This is a genomic window from Pseudomonas sp. PAMC 26793, from assembly GCF_000313235.1.
GTDB classification, from domain to species: Bacteria; Pseudomonadota; Gammaproteobacteria; order Pseudomonadales; family Pseudomonadaceae; genus Aquipseudomonas; species Aquipseudomonas yamanorum.
This window is the reverse complement of sequence record NZ_AMXG01000038.1, coordinates 102,188-124,094: the sequence shown is the minus strand read 5'-3', so window position 1 is coordinate 124,094 and position 21,907 is coordinate 102,188. Positions and strand designations below refer to the sequence as shown.

Here is a 21,907-nt window from a genome sequence, read left to right as displayed (position 1 = left end):
TCTTAGATCATTTAGTCTTCACACACGCCGACCTCCGGCCGCCTGATGAGGACTTTCCCCTTGAAACTGCACTTCCCCCTTCGCCTCTTGGCGGCGTTGTCCCTGGCCGGTGCCAGCCTGTTTGCCCAGGCCGCCGACGTGACCATCGCTTACCAGACCACCGTTGACCCGGCGAAAGTCGCCCAGGCCGACGGCGCTTATGAAAAAGCCACCCATGCCAAGATCGACTGGCGCAAATTCGACAACGGTGCCGACATCATCGCCGCCATCGCTTCCGGTGACGTGCAGATCGGCTACCTGGGCTCCAGCCCGCTGACCGCTGCCGTGACCCGCAAGGTCCCGGTGGAAACCTTCCTGATCGCCACCCAGATCGGCGGCGCCGAAGCCCTGGTGGCCCGCAACGGTTCCGGGATCAACAGCCCGCAGGACCTGATCGGCAAGAAAGTCGCCGTGCCGTTCGTTTCCACCGGCCACTACAGCCTGCTGGCCGCGCTGAAGCACTGGAACATCGACCCATCCAAAGTGACCATCCTCAACCTCGCCCCGCCGGCCATCATCGCCGCCTGGAAGCGCGGTGATATCGACGCGACTTACGTATGGGACCCAGCCCTCGGCGTGGCCAAGGAAAACGGCAAGGTGCTGATCACCTCCGGCGAACTGGCCAAGTTCGGCGCACCGACTTTCGATGCCTGGATCGTGCGTAAGGATTTCGCCGAGAAGCACCCGGAAATCGTCACGGCTTTTGCCAAAGTCACTCTGGATGCCTACGCCGCTTACCGCAAAGACCCACAAGCCTGGCTGGCGGACAAAGGCAACGTCGACAAACTGGTGAAGCTCTCCGGGGCCAAGGCCAGCGACATTCCATTGCTGCTGCAGGGCAACGTCTACCCGCTGGCGGCTGACCAGGTGATCCTGCTTGGCGCCCCCACCACCAAGGCCGTCACCGACACCGCCGCGTTCCTCAAGGAACAGGGCAAGGTCGACGCCGTACTGCCTGATTACGCCCCGTACGTCAGCCCGAAGTTCATCACTAACTGATACGAGGAGTTCACCGCGATGGCCTTGCTACAACTGGAGCGCATCAGCGCACAGTACCCAGGCAGCCCGGAGCCCGTACTGGCCGATATTTCCTTGAGCCTTGGCCCCCAGCAATTGCTGGTGGCCCTCGGTCCTTCCGGCAGTGGCAAGACTTCGCTGTTGAACCTGATTGCCGGTTTTGTCGAACCCAGCGCCGGGCGCATCACCCTTGACGGAGTGCCGGTAAAAGGACCGAGCGCCGAACGCGGCGTGGTGTTCCAGGACGACGCCCTGCTGCCCTGGCAGGACGTGCTGGCCAACGTCGGCTTCGGCCTGGAACTGGCAGGCGTACCCAAGGCCCAGCGGGAAGTCCGCGCCCGGGAAATGCTCGCCCTGGTAGACCTCGCCGGTTTCGACAGCCGCCGCATCTGGCAACTCTCCGGTGGCCAGAAGCAACGTGTAGGCCTGGCCCGCGCATTGGCCGCTGACCCGCGCGTACTGCTGATGGACGAACCCTTCGGCGCCCTCGATGCCTTCACCCGCGAACAGATGCAGGAGCTGTTGCTGCAAGTCTGGCGGCGCACAGCCAAGCCGGTGTTCCTGATTACCCATGACATCGAAGAAGCGGTGTTCCTCGCCACGGACCTGATTCTGCTGGCGCCCAACCCCGGGCAGATCGTCGAGCGCCTGAGCCTGGACTTCGGCCAGCGTTATGCCGCCGGTGAGTCGGCACGGGCGATCAAGTCCGACCCGCGCTTTATCGAAACCCGCGAACACGTGCTGGGCAAGGTGTTCTCCCAACGGCAGGTGTCCGCATGAGCAGTTACGAATTACCGGCAACCCACACCGCGCAAACCCCGGTGGTGCCCGTACGCCGCAGCCTGAGCACCCGCTGGATCAGCGTGCTCACCTTGGTGACCCTGGTTGCCATCTGGTGGGCCGTGACCGCCAGCGGGCTGATCGAGCCACTGTTCCTGCCGCCGCCTTCGGCCGTGCTGCAAAAAGGCTGGCTGCTGGCGACCACCGGCTACATGGACTCCACCTTGTGGCAGCACCTGGGCGCGAGCCTCAAGCGCATCGGTCTGGGCCTAGGCTTTGCCGTGCTGACCGCCGTGCCGGTGGGGATTGCCATCGGTTCCAACCGCATCGCCCGGGGCATTCTGGATCCGCTGATCGAGTTCTACCGGCCGATTCCGCCACTGGCTTACTTGCCGCTGATCGTGATCTGGTGCGGCATCGGTGAGCTGTCCAAGGTGCTGCTGATCTACCTGGCGATTTTTGCGCCGATCGCCATCGCCACCGCCACCGGCGTACGCACCGTCGACCCGGCCAAACTGCGCGCTGCGCAGTCGTTGGGCGCGACACGGGCACAGCTGATTCGTCACGTAATCCTGCCGAGCGCCCTCCCCGACATTCTCACCGGCGTGCGGATTGGCCTCGGTGTCGGCTGGTCGACGTTGGTGGCCGCCGAGCTGATCGCCGCCACCAGCGGCCTGGGCTTTATGGTGCAGTCCGCCGCGCAGTTTCTGGTCACCGATGTGGTGGTGCTGGGCATCCTGGTGATCGCGCTGATCGCCTTCGCCATGGAAATGGGCTTGCGTGCCCTGCAGCGCAAACTGGTGCCGTGGCATGGCCAGGCACACTGAGCAATTTTCGACGAGAATCCCATGAGCAGCCTGACCGTAACACCTCTCAGCACCGCCCTTGGCGCCCAGATCAGTGGCGTCGACATCACCCAACCGCTGAACATCGAACACCGCGACGCCATCGAACAGGCGCTGCTCAAACATTCGGTGCTGTTCTTCCGCAACCAGCCGATCAACCCGCAGCAACAGGCGCGGTTCGCGGCAAATTTCGGCGACCTGCACATTCACCCGATCTACCCCAACGTGCCGGAACAGCCTGAAGTGCTGATCCTCGACACCGCCGTGACCGACGTGCGCGACAACGCCATCTGGCACACCGACGTGACCTTCCTGCCCACGCCGGCCCTCGGTGCAGTACTGAGCGCCAAGCTGCTGCCTGAGTTCGGTGGCGATACGTTGTGGGCCAGCGGGATTGCCGCGTATGAGGCGTTGTCCGAGCCGTTCAAGAAGCTGTTGGACGGTTTGACGGCAACCCATGACTTCACCCGCTCCTTCCCGCTGGAGCGTTATGGCAACACGCCGGAAGATTTGGCGCGCTGGGAAGAAGCCCGGCGCAAGAACCCGCCGCTGTCTCATCCGGTGATTCGTACGCACCCGGTGAGCGGGCGTAAATCGCTGTTCGTCAGCGAGGGGTTCACCAGCAAGATCAACGAACTGGAGCCGGCGGAAAGCGAGGCGGTGTTGAAGCTGTTGTTTGCCCACGCGACACGGCCGGAATTCACCATTCGCTGGCGTTGGCAGGAAAATGACGTGGCGTTCTGGGACAACCGCGTGACCCAGCATTACGCGGTGGATGATTACCGGCCGCAACGGCGGGTGATGCACCGGGCGACCATTCTTGGAGATGTGCCGTTCTAGCAGGCACACCACAAATCAAATGTGTGTGCGGGCTTGCTCGCGAAGGTGGTGAATCAGTCAACATATCCAGTGACTGACACTCCGCTTTCGCGAGCAAGCCCGCCCCCACATTGGGTAGAGGTTGATGCAGGAATCGGGCTCTACTGCTTATTCAGCCGTAGACGGCTTCTCCCACAAGTTAATCCCGCCTTCCTGGGCAAACCGATCAATCTCCGCCAGCTCCTGCGCGCTGAAGCTCAGGTTCTGCAACGCCCCGACGTTTTCAATGATCTGCTCCGGCCGGCTCGCGCCGATCAGGGCGCTGGTGACCCGTGGATCACGCAACGTCCACGCCAACGCCATCTGCGCCAGGCTCTGGCCACGGCGCTTGGCAATTTCATTCAGCGCGCGGGCGTGGGCGATGTTGGCCTCGGACAAATGCTTGGCCTGCAACGAACCACCACCCGGGCGGTTCACTCGCGCATCAGCCGGCACGCCGTTGAGGTATTTGTCGGTCAGCAGGCCCTGGGCCAACGGCGTAAAGGCAATCACCCCGGCACCCAGTTCTTCGGTGACGTCCAGCAGGTCTTTTTCCACCCAGCGATTGAGCAGGTTGTAGGCCGGCTGATGGATCAGCAGTGGCACTTTCCACTCTTGGAGCAGCGCGGCAATTTCCCGGGTTTTCACGCCGGAATAGGACGAGATCCCGATGTACAACGCCTTGCCCTGTTGCACGGCGGTGGCCAGTGCGCTGGCGGTTTCTTCCAGCGGGGTGTCGGCATCAAAACGGTGGGAGTAGAAAATATCCACGTAGTCGACGCCCAGGCGTTGCAGGCTCTGGTCGAGGCTCGCCAGCACGTACTTGCGCGAACCGCCGCCCTGGCCGTAAGGGCCTGGCCACATGTCCCAACCCGCCTTGCTGGAGATGATCAGTTCATCGCGGTAGTGCTTGAAATCTTCCCGCAGCAAACGACCGAAGTTGATCTCGGCGCTGCCGTACGGGGGGCCGTAGTTGTTGGCCAGGTCGAAGTGGTTGATACCCAGGTCGAACGCGGTGCGCAGCAAGGCGCGTTGGGTGTCGATCGGGGTGCTGTCGCCAAAGTTGTGCCACAGCCCCAGGGACAGTGCCGGCAGCACCAATCCGCTGCGACCTACGCGGCGATAAGGAATAGATTCATAGCGGTTTTCGGCAGCAATGTAAGTCATCGAATCCTCTCTGGTCTTAGAGCAAATAAGGCCTGGGAATAACGATATTCCCAAGCCTTTTAAGCAGCTGAATCGCTTAAGGTGCTCGCTCTTTGTACAGCAATTTCCTACCAGAGTGGAACGACGTAGCTCACATAGAAGCGGTTTTCATCTTGCACGGTGGCGCCAGTAATATCCGGGCTGGCGTGGGCATTTCGCCAGGTCACACCCAGGCCTTTGAGGGTGCCGGTGGGCACTTGGTAAGCCACCGTGACGTTACGCTCCCATTCACTGGTAGTGCCTTGGGTTGTGCGGATGTCATCACCGTGTGCGTAGGACGTGGCGAACGTCAGGCCGTTGAGGCCGAGTTTGCCGAAGTCATATTTGTACTGCGCCAGCCAGGTGCGCTCGCCGGCATGCTGGAACTTGTTCAGTTGCATGTTGGTGAGTGCCGGGGTGTCGGCACCTGAGCCCGGGCCCTGGTTGCTGGCACCGCTGTTCAGGCCGGAATCCAGGTACGGGAAGTCGCTGTCGCCGCTGTTTTTCTGGATACCCAGGCCGACGGTATGGCCGTCCAGGCTGTAGCTTTCCAACAGGCTGACGGTGGACTGGTTGATGCGACCCTTGGAGGTGCCGTCGCCATAAAGACCGGTTGCGGAATAGTCCTTGTCGCCATCGGCGTTTGCACCCACACCCAGGCTGCGGTACAGGCGCACGTCGGTGTCGATCGCGCCCACGGGCAAGGCGTCATGGCGCTTGGCACCGAGGAAGAACTGCTGGTAGTAATCCTCAAGGTTGGAGTACCACAGGCTGACGGTGGTGTCCGGCAAACCTTTGTAGTCCGCGCCGCCGTAGAGGAAGCGATCACTCTCTTTGCTGCCGCCGGCGGTGATCATGCCTTGGTCGCCGGTTTCGTTGCGGATCTTGGTCTTGAGGATGTCACCGGCGGTAAAGGTGAAGTCGGTCAAGTCCTTGGAAACCAACTGCACGCCCGTGTTGGTCTGCTGGTACAAGCGGCCGTCGGTGTTGGCCAGTACCGGGTTGTTGCCGTAGAGCGTACCGACGCGCAATTCATCCTGGGCGAAGCGCATCTTGAAAGTCGGGCTGAGCACGCCGAACTGGTCGGCGGACTTGCCGTTATCCAGCGGGAACATGCTGCCGGGGTAGCGACCCTGGTGATCCTTGTCATTGAGGTCGCCGCCGGAATCCAGTTTCAAACCGTAGAACGCCTGCAAGTCCAGGCCAAAGCCCACCGGACCATCGGTGTAGCCGGACTTGAAGTTGAACTCAAAACCCTGGCCCCAATCACGAATGCTGTGGGCCTTGTTGTTGCTGTTCACCACATCCCGCCCCTGCTGGTTAAGGTAGCGGTTGAGCAAGGTCACGTCGGCGTGGCTGTCATCGATAAAATCGGCGTGGGCGGACAGCATAAAGCTCGCCATGGCGGCACCCACCATGGGGCTCAATAACGTCTTCATTGGTACCGGTCTCCGTCACTGTTCTGAAATGAAAGCGTCAAACGCTTCACACAATTAGGCGATGGCCATGTGACAGTTCGGAGTCAAAACACCCTTTACCCGGATGAAATTAAATTTAAGGAATTCCTCAAGCACGGGGCTTTACGGGCGTTGGCGAGCGCTTCAGCGTGCCAATGGTGGAGGGGTATGGAAGAGAGACGAGAAGCAAAAAAAAGGCCCTGTTCGAGGTATTGAACAGGGCCTTTTCGTTTAGCGAACCAGGTGCAGGAACTGCATATGCCGTTCGTACTGGTCGAGGATGTCGTTGATGATCTGCTCCTTGGTGTAGCCCACCAGGTCGTAGTCCTGGCTGCCCTCACTCAGGTGCACTTCCGCCCGGTAGTAGCGGCGGTTGTTGAGCTGCTTGGAACCCATGCCGCCCCGTGCGAATGACGGGGTGAAATAGCCGCGCATCTGCACCTGATACACAAACGGATGCTGTTCGCCGTGGCCGATTTCCAGGCTGACGCTGTCGTTGGCCGGGTCAGGCTGGGTGACGACGTTGAGACCTTTTTCGACAAACACCGCCGTCACTTCTTCGATGGCCGGACGCACCGTGGTCTCGAGGAAACGGTACACCTCATCCCGTGACGGGAAATGCACCGCCTGGCTCAAACGCTGGCGCCAACCGCCCGTGCCTTTGCGTGAGCCCGACACCGGCGCGAGGGAATGCATCTGCGCAATCTGCTTCTGGGATTCGAGGTAGAACGCCTTGTGCAGCCCCCACATCATCAGCAGCAAGATCATCGAGAACGGTAGCGAGGTCAGCACCACGGCCGACTTGAGCGAGTCGATGCTGCCGGCAAACAACAGCGCGCTGGTCACCAACGCGGTCATCGCGCCCCAGAACACCCGCAGCCACTTCGGACCGTCTTCATCGGCGTTGCCGCCTTTGGCCGACAAGGTCGAGAGCACCACGGTGCCGGAGTCAGCCGAGGTGACGAAGAACACGAAGCTGATGAACACCGTGACCGCGATCACCGTCTTGCTCCACGGGTAGGTTTCCAGCAGCAGGTAGAGGCTCATCGACGGATCATCGATGGCCGACTGACCGAGCGCCGTGAGGCCGTGGTTGAGCACCTGGTCGATGGCGCTGTTGCCGAAGATCGACATCCACGCCAGGGTGAAGCCCAGCGGGATCAACAGCACGCCGAACACGAACTCACGGATGGTGCGGCCGCGGGAAATACGCGCGATGAACAGGCCCACGAACGGCGACCATGCGATCCACCAGGCCCAATAGAACACGGTCCAGCCGCCCAGCCAGTCGCTGGGTTTGTCGTAGGCGTAGAGGTCAAAACTCTTGGTCGGCAAGGCGCCGAGGTAGTCGCCGATGTTCTGGATCAGGGTGTTGAGCAAGTGCTGGGTGGGCCCGGCGAACAACACGAACAGCAGCAGCGCACAGGCCAGCAGCATGTTGATGTCGGACATCACTCGCACGCCCTTGTCGACGCCGGAGACCGCCACCAGGATCGCCGCGCCCATCATCAAGGTGATGAGGCCGACCTGGATCCACTGGGTGTGGGCCACGCCGAACAGGTAATCGAGCCCGGAGTTGAGGTGCAACACGCCAAAGCCCATGTCGGCACCGAGGCCGAACACCGTGGCGATGATGCCAAAGCCGTCCACGGCATAACCGATGGGGCCGTTGATGCGCTTGCCGATCAGCGGGTACAGCGCCGAGCGCAACGCCAGCGGCAGGTTGTGCCGGTAGGCGAAATACGCCAGGGCCATGCCGACGAAGGCGAACACGCCCCAGCCATGCAGGCCCCAATGCAGAAACAGAATCTGCATGGCCTGGCGCGCCGCGTCACCGTTCAGGGCTTCGCCCTGGGGCGGTTGCACCAGGTGCGTCAGCGGTTCTGAAACGCAGAAGAAAAACAGCGTGATGCTGATCCCGGCGGCGAACAGCATGCCCGCCCAGGACAGGTAACTGAATTCGGGCTCGTCGTGGTCGGCACCGAGTTTGATCTTGCCGTAGCCCGATAACGCGGTGACCACCACGAAGACCAGATACAGGGTCATCGCCAGCATGTAGTACCAGCCGACCGTGTTGGCCGCCCAGTTTTGTGCGGCCAGCAGCCAGGCGCCGGCTTGTTCGGGAATTGCGATGACAGTCAGGCCGAACAGCAAGATGAAGCTCGCGGCGAAGTAAAACACCGGCGGGTTCATGCGGACCAGACCGCTGGAAGGTGTGGAAGATGCACTCATGAAGGGCGCACCTCAAGGGCGTGGGATGTGGCTGTGAAAAACGGACTCAGCAAAGGTAAGCCTCCTGTTGTGAGCGGGCAGCGAACCACCGATTTAACTTGAACGAACAGTCAAGTTAAACATGGATAGGGGTTTGAGGACTAATCGCAGGGCCGAGTGGTAGGTGTTTCCTACACTAGCTCAAGGAAAGGTATGACGTATGGGGATGACGAAACGTTCAGCGATGGCTGAGGGAAATACGGCTCGAATTTGGGTAATGCGGCTCGAATTTGGAATGCAGACAACATGTGGGAGCGGGCTTGCTCGCGAATGCGGCGTGTCAGCCAACACTTCTGGAGACTGATACACCGCATTCGCGAGCAAGCCACATTTGATCTGTGTGATCTTGAGAGAGGGGATTTACTTCTGCGTCCCATCATCATGCTGCAAATTCGCCTGGGTCAGATTCGCCCCCGCCGGCACGCTCCGCGTCAGCCACACGTTGCCGCCGATGGTGGAACCCTTGCCAATCGTAATCCGCCCCAGAATCGTCGCCCCGGCATAGATCACCACATCATCCTCGACAATCGGATGCCGCGGATGGCCTTTCTGCAACTGCCCGTCTTCATCCGCCGGAAAGCGCTTGGCGCCCAGGGTGACGGCCTGATAGATACGCACCCGTTCGCCGATGATCGCCGTCTCGCCAATCACCACACCTGTCCCGTGGTCGATAAAGAAGCTCGGGCCGATCTGCGCGCCCGGGTGGATATCAATCCCGGTCGCCGAGTGCGCGATTTCCGCACTGATCCGCGCCAGCAACGGCAAGCCCGCCCGATACAGGTGGTGCGCCAGGCGATGATGAATCACCGCCAGAATCCCCGGGTAGCACAACAGCACTTCATCCACACTGCGCGCCGCCGGGTCGCCGTGGTAGGCGGCGAGTACGTCGGTGTCCAGCAGGCTGCGCAAGGCTGGCAATGCCAGGGCGAAATCCTGGATCAGGTGGATGGCGTGGGCGTCTACCTCACTGTCATCCTGGCCGCCTTGGCGTGCGGCATACCGCAGCTCCAGCCGCGCCTGGGCGAGCAACGCGTTCAGCGCCACATCCAGGGTATGGCCGACGTAGAAGTCTTCACTTTCTTCACGCAGGTCCACCGGCCCCAGGCGCATGGGGAACAGCGCACCGCACAACGCCTCGAGAATCTGCGCCACGGCTTCCCGTGAAGGCAGCTCGCGCCCGCCCTGCTCGCCGCTGACCCGGCCATTGCGGGTGCGCCACTGGTCCCGGGCGCTGCGCAGCTGGCTGACGATGGTCTGTAATTGCCAATGACTGGAACGCTCACTCACGGTCTTCACTCCTGACGAAATGCCCACCACTTTACGGCAAGGCACCTGAGCGTCCTTAAGAACCAATAGTGCAATGCTAATAACCCGTCGACATAAGCGATTGGCGGTTGCCGACGCAAAAGTGCCTGCCTATAGTCCCAGCATCTCTGACCACCCGTGCGTAGCCATGATCAAACAACAGCTCGACCGCTTTAACCGTCTGGAACTGCTGGGCGGCGCCACTGCCCTGGAAAAACTCGAGCGGCTGTCGGCCTGGCTGGGGCGTGACGTCTACGTCAAACGCGACGACACCACACCACTGGCGATGGGCGGCAACAAGCTGCGCAAACTCGAATACCTCGCCGCCGATGCCCTGGCCCAAGGTGCCGACACCCTGGTGACCGCTGGCGCGATCCAGTCCAACCATGTACGTCAAACCGCCGCACTGGCCGCCAAGCTGGGCCTGGGCTGCGTCGCCCTGCTGGAAAACCCGACAGGCACCGAAGACCCCAACTACCTGGCCAACGGCAATCGCCTGTTGCTGGAACTGTTCGACGCCAAGGTCGAGCTGGTAGAGAACCTGGACAACGTCGACGACCAACTCAACGCCCTCGCCGACCGCCTGCGCAGTAACGGCAAGAAGCCGTACCTGGTGCCCATCGGCGGCTCCAACGCCCTCGGCGCCCTGGGTTATGTACGCGCCGGGCTGGAGCTGGCCGGACAGATTGAAGCCAGCGGCATCCCGTTCTCCACCGTGGTCCTGGCCTCCGGCAGCGCCGGCACCCACAGCGGGCTGGCACTGGCACTGGCCGAAGTACTGCCGGACCTGCAAGTGATTGGCGTCACGGTCTCACGCACCGACGAAGCCCAGCGCCCCAAGGTGCAAGGCCTGGCCGAACGCACCGCCGAATTGCTCGGCGTGCCAGTGCCGGACGCGTTCAAGGTGATCCTGTGGGACGAGTACTTCGCTCCCCGTTATGGCGAGCCGAGTGCCGGCACGCTGGCGGCGATCAAGCTGGTGGCGAGCCAGGAAGGCCTGCTGCTGGACCCGGTCTACACGGGCAAAGCCATGGCCGGGCTGCTGGATGGCATTGGCCGGCAGCGCTTTGAAGAGGGGCCGATCATCTTCCTGCACACGGGTGGCGCACCGGCGCTGTTTGCTTATGATTCGAGCTTTTGATATTCCATAAGGAAATATCAGGCTGATTTTATATTATTTTCAAGTCTTAAAAACCGGCTTTATAGTCGCGCCGTAGGCGAATCTGCTGGCGATGCCCACGACTCGGTAAAAACTTCACCACCGAGTTGATGCATTCGCGAGCAAGCCCGCTCCCACACACCGCGCTTTTAAGGCAGGATACGACTACCGCGTCACCTGCATCGCTCAACATAAAAACACAGGGGCTCTTCATGACTATTTCCGTATTCCGTCGCACGTTACTGGTTGGTACGTTGGGGCTGGCGCTTGGCGCCGGGTGGCTCGGTCAGGCAGTTGCCGGCGAGCAGTTGGATAACATCAAGAAAGCCGGCGAAATCAAGATTGGCCTGGAAGGCACCTACCCGCCGTTCAGCTTCGTCGACGAAAGCGGCAAGCTCAGCGGTTTCGAGGTGGAGTTGTCTGAAGCGCTGGCCCAGAAACTCGGCGTCAAGGTCAAGCTGCAAGCCACACCGTGGGATGGCATCCTCGCCGCCCTGGAATCCAAGCGCCTGGACGCGGTCGTCAACCAGGTGACCATCTCCGACGCGCGCAAGGAAAAGTACGACTTCTCCAAGCCGTATACCGTCTCCGGTATCCAGGCGCTGACCCTGGCGAAAAACGTCGACACCATCAAGACCGCCGACGACCTGGCCGGCAAGAAGATCGGTGTGGGCCTGGGCACCAACTACGAACAATGGCTCAAGGAAAACCAACCGAAAGCCATCGTCAAAACCTATAACGATGACCCAACCAAGTTCCAGGACCTGCGCATCGGCCGTGTCGACGCGATTCTGATCGACCGCCTGGCGGCGCTGGAATACGCCAAGAAAGCCAAGGACACCGCCGCTGCCGGTGCTGCTTTCTCCCGTCAGGAAGCCGGTATTGCCCTGCGCAAAGGCGAGCCTGAACTGCTGGCCGCCGTGAACAAGGCCCTCGACGAACTGCGCGCCGACGGTACCTTGAAGAAGCTGTCCGAGAAGTACTTCAACGCTGACGTTACTCAATAATGGAAGCAGGTTTCCAACTCGCGCTGGACTCCGCGCCCTTTCTGCTCAAGGGCGCGTATTTCACGGTAATTCTTAGCCTTGGCGGGATGTTTTTCGGCTTGCTGCTAGGCTTCGGCCTGGCCTTGATGCGCCTGTCGCGCTTCAAGCTGTTGAGCTGGACCGCCCGCGTCTACGTGTCGTTCTTTCGCGGCACGCCCTTGCTGGTACAGCTGTTCCTGATCTACTACGGCTTGCCGCAAGTGGGCATCGAGCTGGATCCGATCCCGGCAGCCATGATCGGCTTCTCGCTGAACATGGCCGCTTATGCCTGTGAAATCCTGCGTGCCGCCATCGGTTCCATCGAGCGCGGCCAGTGGGAAGCTGCGGCCAGTATCGGTATGACCCGTGCGCAGACCCTGCGCCGGGCCATCCTGCCGCAGGCCATGCGCACGGCCTTGCCGCCGTTGGGCAACAGCTTTATTTCCCTGGTCAAGGACACCGCCCTGGCCGCCACCATCCAGGTGCCGGAACTGTTCCGCCAGGCGCAATTGGTCTCGGCCCGTACCTTCGAAATTTTCACCATGTATCTGTCCGCCGCCTTGATCTACTGGATTCTTGCCAGCGTTCTGGCGCACGTGCAAAACCGCCTGGAAGCACGAGTCAACCGGCATGACCTGGAGTCTTGAAGCATGATCGTGGTTGAAAAACTGACCAAACAATTCAAGGGTCAGGTGGTGCTTAACGGGATCGACCTTGAGGTCAAGGAAGGCGAAGTCGTCGCCATCATCGGCCCCAGCGGTTCCGGCAAGACCACCTTCCTGCGCTGCCTGAATTTCCTCGAAGAACCTACCAGTGGCCGGATCAAGGTCGGTGACATCGAGATCGACAGCAGCCGCCCGCTCAATCAACAACAAAGCCTGGTGCGACGCCTGCGCCAGCACGTGGGTTTTGTGTTCCAGAACTTCAACCTGTTCCCCCACCGCACGGCCCTGGAGAACGTCATCGAAGGCCCGATCGTGGTCAAGAAGATGCCCCGGGGCGCCGCGGACGCCCTCGGTCGCAAGCTGTTGGCCAGGGTCGGCCTGGCGGGCAAGGAAGACGCCTACCCACGGCGCCTGTCCGGGGGCCAGCAGCAACGGGTAGCCATTGCCCGGGCCTTGGCGATGGAACCAGAGGTGATCCTGTTCGATGAACCCACCTCGGCCCTGGACCCGGAACTGGTAGGCGAAGTGCTGGCGACCATTCGCAGCCTCGCGGAAGAAAACCGCACCATGGTGATCGTGACCCACGAGATGAGTTTTGCCCGAGATGTTGCCAATCGCGTGATCTTCTTCGACAAGGGTGTAATTGTTGAACAAGGCGATGCAAAGGCACTGTTTGCCAACCCGAAAGAAGAACGTACCCGGCAGTTTCTCAGCAAGTTTATCAACAACTAACTTGCGCCTATCAAGTGTAAGAAACTTCGTTTTATAGAGTTGCCGAAAGGCAACTCTTTTTTTAGATTTTTTTGGGAATCGCACTTTATTCATTGGGTAAAAGTCACCTTGAAACACTCACTTCAAGTGCCCATCCAGTAAGACACTTCTGAATATTCCATAACCCCCTGTTTGCCCCGCCCAGCCTCTTGACGCCAACTAACCAAGCCACTTATCTAGAACCCAGATAATTGGATCCATTCCGGTTTTTCATTAAGTCGTTCCGTTCGGACTACGCCGCCTGCCCGCGTTTAATGTCCGGAGCGATGGCTGCTGGCTGCATCAAGGAGATTATTTATGAAGCGTATTTCCACCCAGGCGCTGCTCACTGCCCCGACTTTGCCCCAGGCCAATCGAGAAGGCATCAATGCCCTCGCCGCGACAAACCTGCAAGTCGATATCGCGCCTTACTGCGGCATGGACGAGGGCGACCTGATCGAGCTGTTCTGGAACAACTGCTTTGCCGCCTCACGGCGTGTCACCGCCGGTAAAATCGGCATGTCCACCTGCCTGCGGGTGCCGGAAAGCTTTGTGCAAAACGGCCCGGCGCGAATTCACTACCGGGTGATGCAAGTCGGACGCGGCCCGGCGCGTTCGGCCATCACCCGGGTGCAGATCAAGACTGATTACCCCGGCGGCCAGCCCTGCGCGCTGAGCATTGACGAAAACCAGAACCTGGCCGCCGTCAGCCTGCCCGCAACCATCCGCCGCCATGGCGTCAACAGCAGCCAGATTCGCCGAGGTGTGCCCCTCACCATCGAGCCGTACCTGAACATGGCGACCGACGACGAAATCACGCTGCGCTGGGGTGACGTTCGCCTGGACCTGCCAAAAATCCAGGCCAGCGATGTCGGCAAGGCCGTGCAGGTGTGGGTGCCATCGGCGGTCATCGTCGAGGCTGGGGACGACCATCGCCTCGAAGTCACTTACTGCATTCTCGACCGGGTCGGCAATAATTCACGCTGGGCACCCGCCCGCACCCTGCGCATCGCCACGTACGCGCCCAAGGCCCCGACCAGCCCCGCCAGGCCTGCGCTGGTCTACCAACCCCGCCGCCCCGGCTCGCCTTGTGAACCCGGGTGACAGACCTTCTATGCATATTCCTAAAAGTTAGTTTATTAAAAAATTTAACACGCTTAGGGTATATGCACCGGACCACCGGACATTCCTGATTTTTTTATCTTTTCAACGGATGTGAGGTAGGTATGGTCAAAATTACCCCGGTGCGTAACGCCAGGGCATTGCGTGCAGCCAAGGAGCGGCGCTGATGTCTAACTTGGCACAAACACCCCCCCAGAGTGATCTGGACGTCGCCCCGCTGTTGTTGCCCGCCAAGGTGCTGCGCAACGACGCCGAGGCCCTCAGCGCGGCTCATGAGCTGGCACAGGCTGCGCGCCTGCAAGCGGCCAAGCGCGATCAGCAACGCAAACTGCCTTGGGCTGAACTCGAGCACTTCACCCGCAGCGGCCTGGGCAGTATTTCCATTCCCCGTGAGTACGGCGGCCCGCAAGTGTCCTTCGTGACCCTGGCCGAAGTGTTCGCGATCATCAGCGCGGCCGACCCGGCGCTGGGGCAAATCCCGCAGAACCATTTCGGCATCCTGCACGTGCTGCAAGGTGCGGCCAGCGAGCGCCAGAAAAAGCAGCTGTTCCAGAGCGTGCTGGACGGCTGGCGCATCGGCAACGGCGGCCCGGAACGTGGCACCAAAAACACCCTGGACCTCAAGGCACGCCTCACCGCCGAGGGTGACGGCTACGTCATCAGTGGCCAGAAGTTTTATTCCACCGGCGCGCTGTTCGCCCATTGGGTGGCGGTCAAGGCGTTGAACGATGAAGGCAAAGTCGTCATGGCGTTCGTGCGCCGTGGCACCGAAGGCCTGCGTATCGTCGATGACTGGTCAGGCTTTGGCCAACGCACCACGGCCAGCGGCACGGTACTGCTGGATCAGGTGGCGGTGGACGCCGAACTGGTGGTGGAGACCTGGCGCCTCGGCGAAGCGCCGGGCATCCAGGGCGCCGTTTCGCAATTGATCCAGGCTGCCATCGATGCCGGCATCGCCCGTGGTGCTCTCGAAGACACCATCAGCTTTGTACGCGAACGCTCGCGGCCTTGGATCGACGCCAAGGTCGAGCGGGCCAGCGATGACCTGTATGTGATCGCCGATATCGGCAAGCTGAAGATCGAACTGCACGCCGCTGAAGCGCTGTTGCGCAAGGCCGGCCAGGTACTGGATCAAGTCAGTGCCGCGCCGATCACCGCGCAGTCAGCCGCACGCGCCTCGATTGCCGTGGCTGAAGCCAAGGTGCTGACCACCGAGATTGCCTTGCTTGCCAGCGAAAAGCTGTTCGAACTGGCCGGCAGCCGCGCGACCCTCGCCGAATTCAACCTCGACCGCCACTGGCGCAACGCCCGGGTGCACACCCTGCACGACCCGGTGCGCTGGAAGTACCACGCGGTGGGCGCCTATCACCTGAACGGCACCTTGCCGGCCCGGCATTCCTGGATTTAACGACCAGACCTCTGGAGAAACCTATGACTCTTTCTCATCACGTCGCGGTTATTACCAGCGATGAACAAGCCCTTATTGTCGCCAGCGACCTGGCCGAAGACTTCCGCCGCGACAGCGCCTTGCGTGACCGCGAACGCCGCTTGCCCCTGCCTGAACTGGACGTGTTTTCCCGCTCCGGCCTTTGGGGCATCAGCGTACCCAAGGAATTCGGCGGTGCCGGCGTTTCCAACGTGACCCTGGCCAAGGTCACGGCACTGATTGCCCAGGCGGATGCATCCTTGGGGCAGATCCCGCAGAACCACTTTTATGCCCTCGAAGTACTGCGGGTAAATGGCAGCCCGGCGCAGCAAAAACGCCTGTACGCCGAAGTGCTCGCCGGCCAGCGCTTCGGCAATGCCCTGGCCGAATTGGGCACCAAGACCGCCCACGACCGCCTCACGAAAATCACCCGCGACGGTGACGGTTTCCGTATCACCGGTCGCAAGTTCTACTCGACCGGCGCGATCTACGCCCAACGTATTCCTACTTCTGTGGTGGACGAAAACGGCGTGCAGCAACTGGCCTTTGTCACCCGTGACAGCGAGGGCCTGAGCGTGATCGATGACTGGAGCGGCTTCGGCCAGCGCACCACCGGCAGCGGTTCGGTGGTGTTCGATAACGTGTGGGTCGCGGCCCAGGATGTGATTCCGTTCCAGAGTGCCTTCGAGCGCCCGACCACTGTCGGCCCGCTGGCGCAGATCCTTCACGCCGCCATCGACACCGGCATCGCCCGCGCAGCCTATGAAGATGCGCTGCACTTCGTGCGCACCAAGACCCGGCCATGGATCGACGCCACCAGCGACAAGGCCACCGAAGACCCGCTGACCCTGAAAAGCTTCGGCCACCTGAGCATCCGCCTGCACGCCACCGAAGCACTGCTGGAGCGCTCCGGTGAGTTCCTCGACCGCGCCCAGGCCGACAGCAATGCCGACACCGTCGCCGCCGCATCCATCGCGGTCGCCGAAGTGCGCGCCCTGAGCACGGAGATTTCCCTGGCCGCCGGCAGCACCCTGTTCGAACTCGCCGGCAGCCAGGCCACCCTCGCCGAACACGGCCTGGACCGCCACTGGCGCAACGCCCGGGTGCACACCCTGCACGACCCGGTGCGCTGGAAGTACTTTGCTGTGGGCAATTACTACCTCAACGATGAAAACCCGCCACTGCGGGGGACTATCTGATGGCAAAGAAAAAGATCCTGCTCAATGCCTTCAACATGAACTGCATCGGGCACATCAACCATGGCCTGTGGACCCATCCACGGGACACTTCGACTCAATACAAGACCCTCGAATACTGGACCGAACTGGCACAGCTGCTGGAGCGCGGACTGTTCGACGGGCTGTTCATCGCCGACATCGTCGGCGTGTACGACGTCTACCAGAATTCGGTAGATGTGCCGCTCAAAGAGTCGATCCAGCTGCCGGTCAACGACCCGTTGCTGCTGGTCTCGGCCATGGCGGCGGTGACCAAAAACCTCGGCTTCGGCCTGACCGCCAACCTCACCTACGAACCGCCGTATCTGTTCGCCCGGCGCATGTCGACCCTCGACCACCTGAGCCGTGGCCGGGTGGGCTGGAACATCGTCACCGGCTACCTCGACAGTGCCGCCAAGGCCATGGGCCTGACCGAGCAGGTCGAGCATGACCGGCGCTATGACCAGGCCGACGAATACCTGGAAGTGCTCTACAAACTCTGGGAAGGCAGTTGGGAAAACGACGCGGTGATCAACGATCCGCAAGCGCGGGTGTATGCCCAGCCGGAGAAGGTGCACAAGGTCGAGCACAAGGGCGAGTTCTATCAGGTGGAGGGCTATCACCTGTGCGAGCCGTCGCCGCAGCGCACGCCGGTGCTGTTCCAGGCGGGCAGCTCGGACCGGGGTTTGCTGTTCGCCGGGCGCCACGCCGAGTGCGTATTCATCAGCGGGCAGAACAAGGCCTCGACCAAAATCCAGGTGGACAAGGTGCGCGCCAGCGCCGTGGACGCCGGGCGCAACCCGGAGGACATCAAGGTGTTCATGGGGCTGAACGTGATTGTCGGCGCCACCGAAGAAGCCGCGTGGGCCAAGCACGCCGAGTACCTGAGCTACGCCAGTGCGGAAGCCGGCGTGGCGCATTTCTCGGCGTCCACCGCGATTGATTTTTCCCAATACGAAATCGATGAACCGATCCAGTACGTGAAGAGCAACGCCATCCAGTCCGCGACCAAGAACCTGCAAAACAACGACTGGACCCGGCGCAAATTACTGGAACAACACGCCCTCGGCGGCCGCTACATCACCCTGGTGGGCTCGCCGGCACAGGTGGCGGATGAACTTGAATCATGGATCAGCGAAACCGGCCTGGACGGCTTCAACCTGACGCGCATCGTCACCCCGGAAAGCTACGTCGACTTTATCGAACTGGTGGTGCCGGAGCTGCAGCGCCGGGGCTCGTACAAGACCGCGTATGACGCCGGGACGCTGCGGGAAAAATTGTTCCACCACTCCGCGCACCTGCCCGAACAACACACCGGTTCCACCTACCGACACTGAACCAAAATGTGGGAGCGGGCTTGCTCGCGAAAGCGCTGCATCAGTCGCCGGATGCATTCACTGACACACCGCTTTCGCGAGCAAGCCCGCTCCCACAGTTGACCGAGTTGTTTGCACTCACACCTTATGACTGGAAATCCACGATGAAAAAAACATTGCTCAGCCACCCAGTCAAAGCACTGGCCCTCGCCCTCGGGCTCTTCAGCTCGGCGGTATTCGCCGCTGACGCTCCCTTGAAAGTCGGCACCACCGCCGCCTTCGCAATCCCCCTGGAAGCCGCTGTCGAAGAGGCCGGCAAACAGGGTTTGAAAGTCGAACTGGTGGAGTTCACCGACTGGATCGCACCCAACGTCAGCCTGGCAGCGGGCGATATCGACGTGAACTACTTCCAGCACATCCCGTTCCTGGAAAACGCCAAGGCCGCCGCCGGGTTTGACCTGGTGCCGTTCGCCCCGGGGATCATCAACAACGTTGGCCTGTACTCGAAGAAGTACAAGAACTTCAACGACCTGCCTCAAGGCGCAACGGTCGCGATTGCCAACGACCCGATCAACAGCGGTCGCGGCCTGCAATTGCTGGCCAAGGCGGGCTTGATCACCCTCAAGCCGGGCGTGGGCTACAAGGCCACTGAAGAAGACATCGTCACCAACCCGAAGAAGATCAAGATCCTGCAAGTGGAAGCCGTGCAACTGGTGCGCGCCTATGACGACGCCGATCTGGTGCAGGGCTACCCGGCGTATATCCGCCTGTCCAAGACCTTCGATCCTGAGTCGGCCTTGCTGTTCGACGGCATCGACCACAAGGAATACGTGATCCAGTTCGTGATCAAGCCGAAAAGCAAAACCGACCCACGCCTGATCAAGTTCATCGACATCTACCAGCACTCGCCGGTGGTACGCGCCGCCCTGGATAAATCCCTTGGCAAGCTCTACCAAGTCGGCTGGGAAGGCTGAATATGAGCGCCGCCACAGCACAACGACGCGAGACGCAACCACCGCACCTGGACGCGCAGCAGACCGAGCTGCACCCGGCGCTGAACCATGCCCACGTGCGATTCATCAACCTCGGCAAGACCTATGACGGCCAATCCGTGCCTGCCCTGCAAGGCATCGACCTGGCAATCCAGCGCGGTGAAGTCTTCGGCATCATCGGCCGCAGCGGCGCCGGCAAGTCGTCGCTGATCCGCACCATTAACCGCCTGGAACAACCGAGCAGCGGCCGGGTGTTGATTGATCAGGTAGACATCGGCGATTTCGACGAAGACCGCCTGGTAGCCCTGCGTCGACGCATCGGCATGATTTTCCAGCACTTCAACCTGATGTCGGCCAAGACCGTGTGGCAGAACGTCGAATTGCCGCTGAAAGTCGCGGGCGTGCCCAAAGAGCAGCGCGAGAAGAAGGTGCGCGAGCTGCTGGAATTGGTGGGTTTACAGGACAAGCACAAGGCCTATCCGGCGCAGCTGTCCGGCGGGCAGAAACAGCGGGTGGGCATTGCCCGTTCGCTGGTGCATGACCCACAGATTCTGTTGTGCGATGAAGCCACTTCGGCGCTCGACCCGGAGACCACCCAGTCAATCCTCGGCCTGCTGCGAGAGATCAACAAGCGCCTGGGCCTGACCATCGTGTTGATCACCCACGAAATGGCCGTGATTCGCGAAATCTGCGACCGCGTCGTGGTGCTGGAACACGGCCACGTGGTGGAGCAAGGCCCGGTGTGGGAAGTGTTTGGCAACCCGCAACATGACGTCAGCAAAACCCTGCTGGCGCCGCTGCAACATGGCCTGCCGGAAGAGTTGCAAAGCCGCTTGCAGGCCACTCCGGCATCCAGGGACGCTGCCGTGGTGCTGCGCTTGCAACTGACCGGCAGTGCCGAAGACGAACCCGACCTGGCGGCATTGTTCAGCGCCCTCGGCGGGCGCGTGCGTTTGCTGCAAGGCGGCGTGGAGCGCATCCAGGGGCATGCCTTGGGGCAATTGCTGCTGGCGGTGAGCGGCTCGGCCCTGACCGCCGAAGAACTGCGCACCCGCGCCGGGCGCTGGGCACAACAGGTAGAGGTGCTGGGCTATGTGGTTTGATCGTTTATTGCAGGGCGCCATCGACACGCTGTTGATGGTCGGTGTGTCGTCGTTGATCGCGTTGCTGGTGGGGATTCCGCTGGCGGTGTTCCTGGTGACCAGCGACAAAGGCGGCATCTATCAAGCGCCCGCCTTGAACCGGGTGCTGGGGGCGTTCGTTAACCTGTTCCGCTCGATTCCGTTCCTGATTCTGATGGTGGCGCTGATCCCGTTCACCCGGCTGATCGTCGGCACCACCTATGGCGTGTGGGCCGCGGTAGTGCCGTTGACCATCGCCGCCACGCCGTTCTTTGCGCGGATCGCCGAGGTCAGCCTGCGCGAGGTCGATCACGGCTTGATCGAGGCCGCACAGGCCATGGGCTGCCGACGCTGGCATATCGTCTGGCACGTGCTGCTGCCGGAGGCGCTGCCGGGGATTGTCGGCGGGTTCACGATTACCCTGGTGACGATGATCAACTCCTCGGCCATGGCCGGGGCAATTGGTGCCGGCGGGCTGGGGGATATTGCCTACCGCTATGGCTATCAGCGCTTTGATACGCAGATCATGCTCACGGTGATTGTGCTCCTGGTGATTCTGGTGGCGGTGATTCAGTTGGGCGGCGATCGGTTGGCCAGGGTTCTGAACAAGAGGTGAGGTATAGTCGGGCCCTCTCAGCGCTCGGTATTGCCCGCCATGAAACTCGCCCCCGACGACCTCGACCAGATCACCTCCACCACCCTCGGCCACTACAACAAAGTGGCCGAGGATTTCCGTGAGGGCACCCGCGATCACGATGTGAGCCAGAACATTGATGCGCTGCTGCGGCATATCCAGGACGACGCGCCGTTTACCGTGCTGGATTTTGGCTGCGGGCCGGGGCGGGATTTGCAGACGTTTACCCGCATGGGCCATATCGCGGTGGGGCTCGATGGTTCGGAGCGCTTTGCACAGATGGCCCGGGAAGACAGCGGCTGTGAAGTGCTGCAGCAGGACTTCCTGAAGCTGGATTTGCCCGCCGGGCGTTTCGACGGGATCTTCGCCAACGCGGTGCTGTTTCATATTCCCAAGCAGGAGTTGCCGCGCATTCTTGGGCAGTTGCATGGGGCGCTGAAGGTCGGTGGTGTGTTGTTCAGCTCAAACCCTCGGGGTGAAAACCAGGAGGGCTGGAATGGGCCGCGGTATGGCTCGTATCACGACTTGCAGGCCTGGCAGGAGCTGCTGACGGCGGCGGGGTTTGTGGAGTTGGAGCATTACTACCGGCCCGCTGGGTTGCCTCGGGAACAGCAGCCGTGGCTGGCGAGTGTGTGGCGCAAGCTGTAGTTCTTTGTTGTTTGGGCTTACGCCTTCGCGAGCAAGCCCGCTCCCACATTTTGGAATACATTTCCCTGTGGGAGCGGG

The 21,907-nt window shown here is 61.3% G+C and carries 20 protein-coding genes; 16 read left to right on the top strand and 4 right to left on the bottom strand.

What is annotated here, in order from left to right; all coding sequences use genetic code 11:
• Positions 1-60 precede the first annotated feature (60 nt).
• From tauA to tauD, 4 genes are read left to right on the top strand one after another with little or no spacing between them, the layout of a single operon-like run.
• The gene (tauA, locus tag D109_RS0118045) at positions 61-1,038 is read left to right on the top strand and encodes a taurine ABC transporter substrate-binding protein (RefSeq protein ID WP_017478106.1); all 978 of its coding nucleotides are present in this window, start codon (positions 61-63) and stop codon (positions 1,036-1,038) included.
• 18 nt (positions 1,039-1,056) lie between these two features.
• A complete protein-coding gene (gene tauB / locus D109_RS0118040; protein ID WP_017478105.1) occupies positions 1,057-1,836 on the top strand; it encodes a taurine ABC transporter ATP-binding subunit in 780 nt (259 codons plus the stop codon).
• Complete coding sequence (gene tauC, locus D109_RS0118035; RefSeq protein WP_017478104.1) at positions 1,833-2,663, top strand: taurine ABC transporter permease TauC; 831 nt, start codon at positions 1,833-1,835, stop codon at positions 2,661-2,663. Before tauB ends, tauC begins: the two co-directional genes overlap by 4 nt.
• 21 nt (positions 2,664-2,684) lie before the next feature.
• Complete coding sequence (gene tauD, locus D109_RS0118030) at positions 2,685-3,521, top strand: taurine dioxygenase (protein WP_017478103.1); 837 nt, start codon at positions 2,685-2,687, stop codon at positions 3,519-3,521.
• 147 nt (positions 3,522-3,668) lie between these two features.
• On the opposite strand, the gene mgrA is transcribed toward tauD, so the two are convergent.
• The 4 genes from mgrA to epsC form a co-directional block, all read right to left on the bottom strand.
• Positions 3,669-4,706: an L-glyceraldehyde 3-phosphate reductase gene (gene mgrA / locus D109_RS0118025; protein WP_003211877.1), complete on the bottom strand. Its 1,038-nt coding sequence runs from the start codon at positions 4,704-4,706 to the stop codon at positions 3,669-3,671.
• A 107-nt stretch (positions 4,707-4,813) separates the two neighbouring features.
• Positions 4,814-6,142 (bottom strand): OprD family outer membrane porin, encoded by a 1,329-nt coding sequence (locus tag D109_RS0118020; protein ID WP_017478102.1) that lies wholly within the window; start codon positions 6,140-6,142, stop codon positions 4,814-4,816.
• Between the two features lie 270 nt (positions 6,143-6,412).
• Positions 6,413-8,374 (bottom strand): choline transporter BetT, encoded by a 1,962-nt coding sequence (betT, locus tag D109_RS0118015; RefSeq protein WP_003211865.1) that lies wholly within the window; start codon positions 8,372-8,374, stop codon positions 6,413-6,415.
• A gap of 438 nt (positions 8,375-8,812) precedes the next feature.
• On the bottom strand, positions 8,813-9,739 hold the full coding sequence (epsC, locus tag D109_RS0118010) for a serine O-acetyltransferase EpsC (RefSeq protein ID WP_010168915.1): 927 nt from the start codon (positions 9,737-9,739) through the stop codon (positions 8,813-8,815).
• A 166-nt stretch (positions 9,740-9,905) separates the two neighbouring features.
• Between epsC and D109_RS0118005 the strand changes: the two genes are divergently transcribed.
• From D109_RS0118005 to D109_RS0117950, 12 genes are all read left to right on the top strand, one after another.
• A complete protein-coding gene (locus D109_RS0118005) occupies positions 9,906-10,898 on the top strand; it encodes a D-cysteine desulfhydrase (RefSeq protein ID WP_017478101.1) in 993 nt (330 codons plus the stop codon).
• Positions 10,899-11,128: 230 nt separating this feature from the next.
• The gene (gene tcyJ / locus D109_RS0118000; protein ID WP_017478100.1) at positions 11,129-11,923 is read left to right on the top strand and encodes a cystine ABC transporter substrate-binding protein; all 795 of its coding nucleotides are present in this window, start codon (positions 11,129-11,131) and stop codon (positions 11,921-11,923) included.
• The gene (gene tcyL / locus D109_RS0117995) at positions 11,923-12,588 is read left to right on the top strand and encodes a cystine ABC transporter permease (protein ID WP_003211857.1); all 666 of its coding nucleotides are present in this window, start codon (positions 11,923-11,925) and stop codon (positions 12,586-12,588) included. Before tcyJ ends, tcyL begins: the two co-directional genes overlap by 1 nt.
• 3 nt (positions 12,589-12,591) lie before the next feature.
• Positions 12,592-13,338, top strand: coding sequence for an L-cystine ABC transporter ATP-binding protein TcyN (tcyN, locus tag D109_RS0117990; RefSeq protein WP_017478099.1), 747 nt, complete (start codon positions 12,592-12,594; stop codon positions 13,336-13,338).
• 336 nt (positions 13,339-13,674) lie between these two features.
• On the top strand, positions 13,675-14,460 hold the full coding sequence (locus D109_RS0117985) for a hypothetical protein (RefSeq protein ID WP_017478098.1): 786 nt from the start codon (positions 13,675-13,677) through the stop codon (positions 14,458-14,460).
• Between the two features lie 184 nt (positions 14,461-14,644).
• Positions 14,645-15,886, top strand: coding sequence for an SfnB family sulfur acquisition oxidoreductase (locus D109_RS0117980; protein WP_017478097.1), 1,242 nt, complete (start codon positions 14,645-14,647; stop codon positions 15,884-15,886).
• Between the two features lie 23 nt (positions 15,887-15,909).
• Positions 15,910-17,103, top strand: a complete 1,194-nt coding sequence (locus D109_RS0117975) for an SfnB family sulfur acquisition oxidoreductase (RefSeq protein WP_017478096.1) — start codon at positions 15,910-15,912, stop codon at positions 17,101-17,103.
• The gene (locus D109_RS0117970; RefSeq protein WP_017478095.1) at positions 17,103-18,455 is read left to right on the top strand and encodes an LLM class flavin-dependent oxidoreductase; all 1,353 of its coding nucleotides are present in this window, start codon (positions 17,103-17,105) and stop codon (positions 18,453-18,455) included. The genes D109_RS0117975 and D109_RS0117970 overlap by 1 nt, the downstream gene beginning before the upstream one ends.
• 143 nt (positions 18,456-18,598) lie before the next feature.
• A complete protein-coding gene (locus D109_RS0117965; protein ID WP_017478094.1) occupies positions 18,599-19,408 on the top strand; it encodes a MetQ/NlpA family ABC transporter substrate-binding protein in 810 nt (269 codons plus the stop codon).
• A 2-nt stretch (positions 19,409-19,410) separates the two neighbouring features.
• Positions 19,411-20,529 (top strand): methionine ABC transporter ATP-binding protein, encoded by a 1,119-nt coding sequence (locus D109_RS0117960; RefSeq protein ID WP_017478093.1) that lies wholly within the window; start codon positions 19,411-19,413, stop codon positions 20,527-20,529.
• Positions 20,519-21,163 (top strand): methionine ABC transporter permease, encoded by a 645-nt coding sequence (locus D109_RS0117955; protein WP_003211840.1) that lies wholly within the window; start codon positions 20,519-20,521, stop codon positions 21,161-21,163. The genes D109_RS0117960 and D109_RS0117955 overlap by 11 nt, the downstream gene beginning before the upstream one ends.
• Before the next feature lie 39 nt (positions 21,164-21,202).
• Positions 21,203-21,829: a bifunctional 2-polyprenyl-6-hydroxyphenol methylase/3-demethylubiquinol 3-O-methyltransferase UbiG gene (locus D109_RS0117950; protein ID WP_017478092.1), complete on the top strand. Its 627-nt coding sequence runs from the start codon at positions 21,203-21,205 to the stop codon at positions 21,827-21,829.
• Positions 21,830-21,907: the final 78 nt, after the last annotated feature.

Coding starts and splice junctions, on each gene's coding strand:
- betT (WP_003211865.1), bottom strand. CDS start 8,374: ATGAACCCGCCGGTGTTTTACTTCGCCGCGAGCTTCATCTTGCTGTTC.
- D109_RS0117955 (WP_003211840.1), top strand. CDS start 20,519: ATGTGGTTTGATCGTTTATTGCAGGGCGCCATCGACACGCTGTTGATG.
- tauB (WP_017478105.1), top strand. CDS start 1,057: ATGGCCTTGCTACAACTGGAGCGCATCAGCGCACAGTACCCAGGCAGC.
- D109_RS0117980 (WP_017478097.1), top strand. CDS start 14,645: ATGTCTAACTTGGCACAAACACCCCCCCAGAGTGATCTGGACGTCGCC.
- D109_RS0117975 (WP_017478096.1), top strand. CDS start 15,910: ATGACTCTTTCTCATCACGTCGCGGTTATTACCAGCGATGAACAAGCC.
- tcyJ (WP_017478100.1), top strand. CDS start 11,129: ATGACTATTTCCGTATTCCGTCGCACGTTACTGGTTGGTACGTTGGGG.
- tcyL (WP_003211857.1), top strand. CDS start 11,923: ATGGAAGCAGGTTTCCAACTCGCGCTGGACTCCGCGCCCTTTCTGCTC.
- D109_RS0117965 (WP_017478094.1), top strand. CDS start 18,599: ATGAAAAAAACATTGCTCAGCCACCCAGTCAAAGCACTGGCCCTCGCC.
- tauC (WP_017478104.1), top strand. CDS start 1,833: ATGAGCAGTTACGAATTACCGGCAACCCACACCGCGCAAACCCCGGTG.
- tcyN (WP_017478099.1), top strand. CDS start 12,592: ATGATCGTGGTTGAAAAACTGACCAAACAATTCAAGGGTCAGGTGGTG.
- tauD (WP_017478103.1), top strand. CDS start 2,685: ATGAGCAGCCTGACCGTAACACCTCTCAGCACCGCCCTTGGCGCCCAG.
- D109_RS0117950 (WP_017478092.1), top strand. CDS start 21,203: ATGAAACTCGCCCCCGACGACCTCGACCAGATCACCTCCACCACCCTC.
- mgrA (WP_003211877.1), bottom strand. CDS start 4,706: ATGACTTACATTGCTGCCGAAAACCGCTATGAATCTATTCCTTATCGC.
- D109_RS0117960 (WP_017478093.1), top strand. CDS start 19,411: ATGAGCGCCGCCACAGCACAACGACGCGAGACGCAACCACCGCACCTG.
- D109_RS0117985 (WP_017478098.1), top strand. CDS start 13,675: ATGAAGCGTATTTCCACCCAGGCGCTGCTCACTGCCCCGACTTTGCCC.
- D109_RS0118005 (WP_017478101.1), top strand. CDS start 9,906: ATGATCAAACAACAGCTCGACCGCTTTAACCGTCTGGAACTGCTGGGC.
- D109_RS0118020 (WP_017478102.1), bottom strand. CDS start 6,142: ATGGTGGGTGCCGCCATGGCGAGCTTTATGCTGTCCGCCCACGCCGAT.
- D109_RS0117970 (WP_017478095.1), top strand. CDS start 17,103: ATGGCAAAGAAAAAGATCCTGCTCAATGCCTTCAACATGAACTGCATC.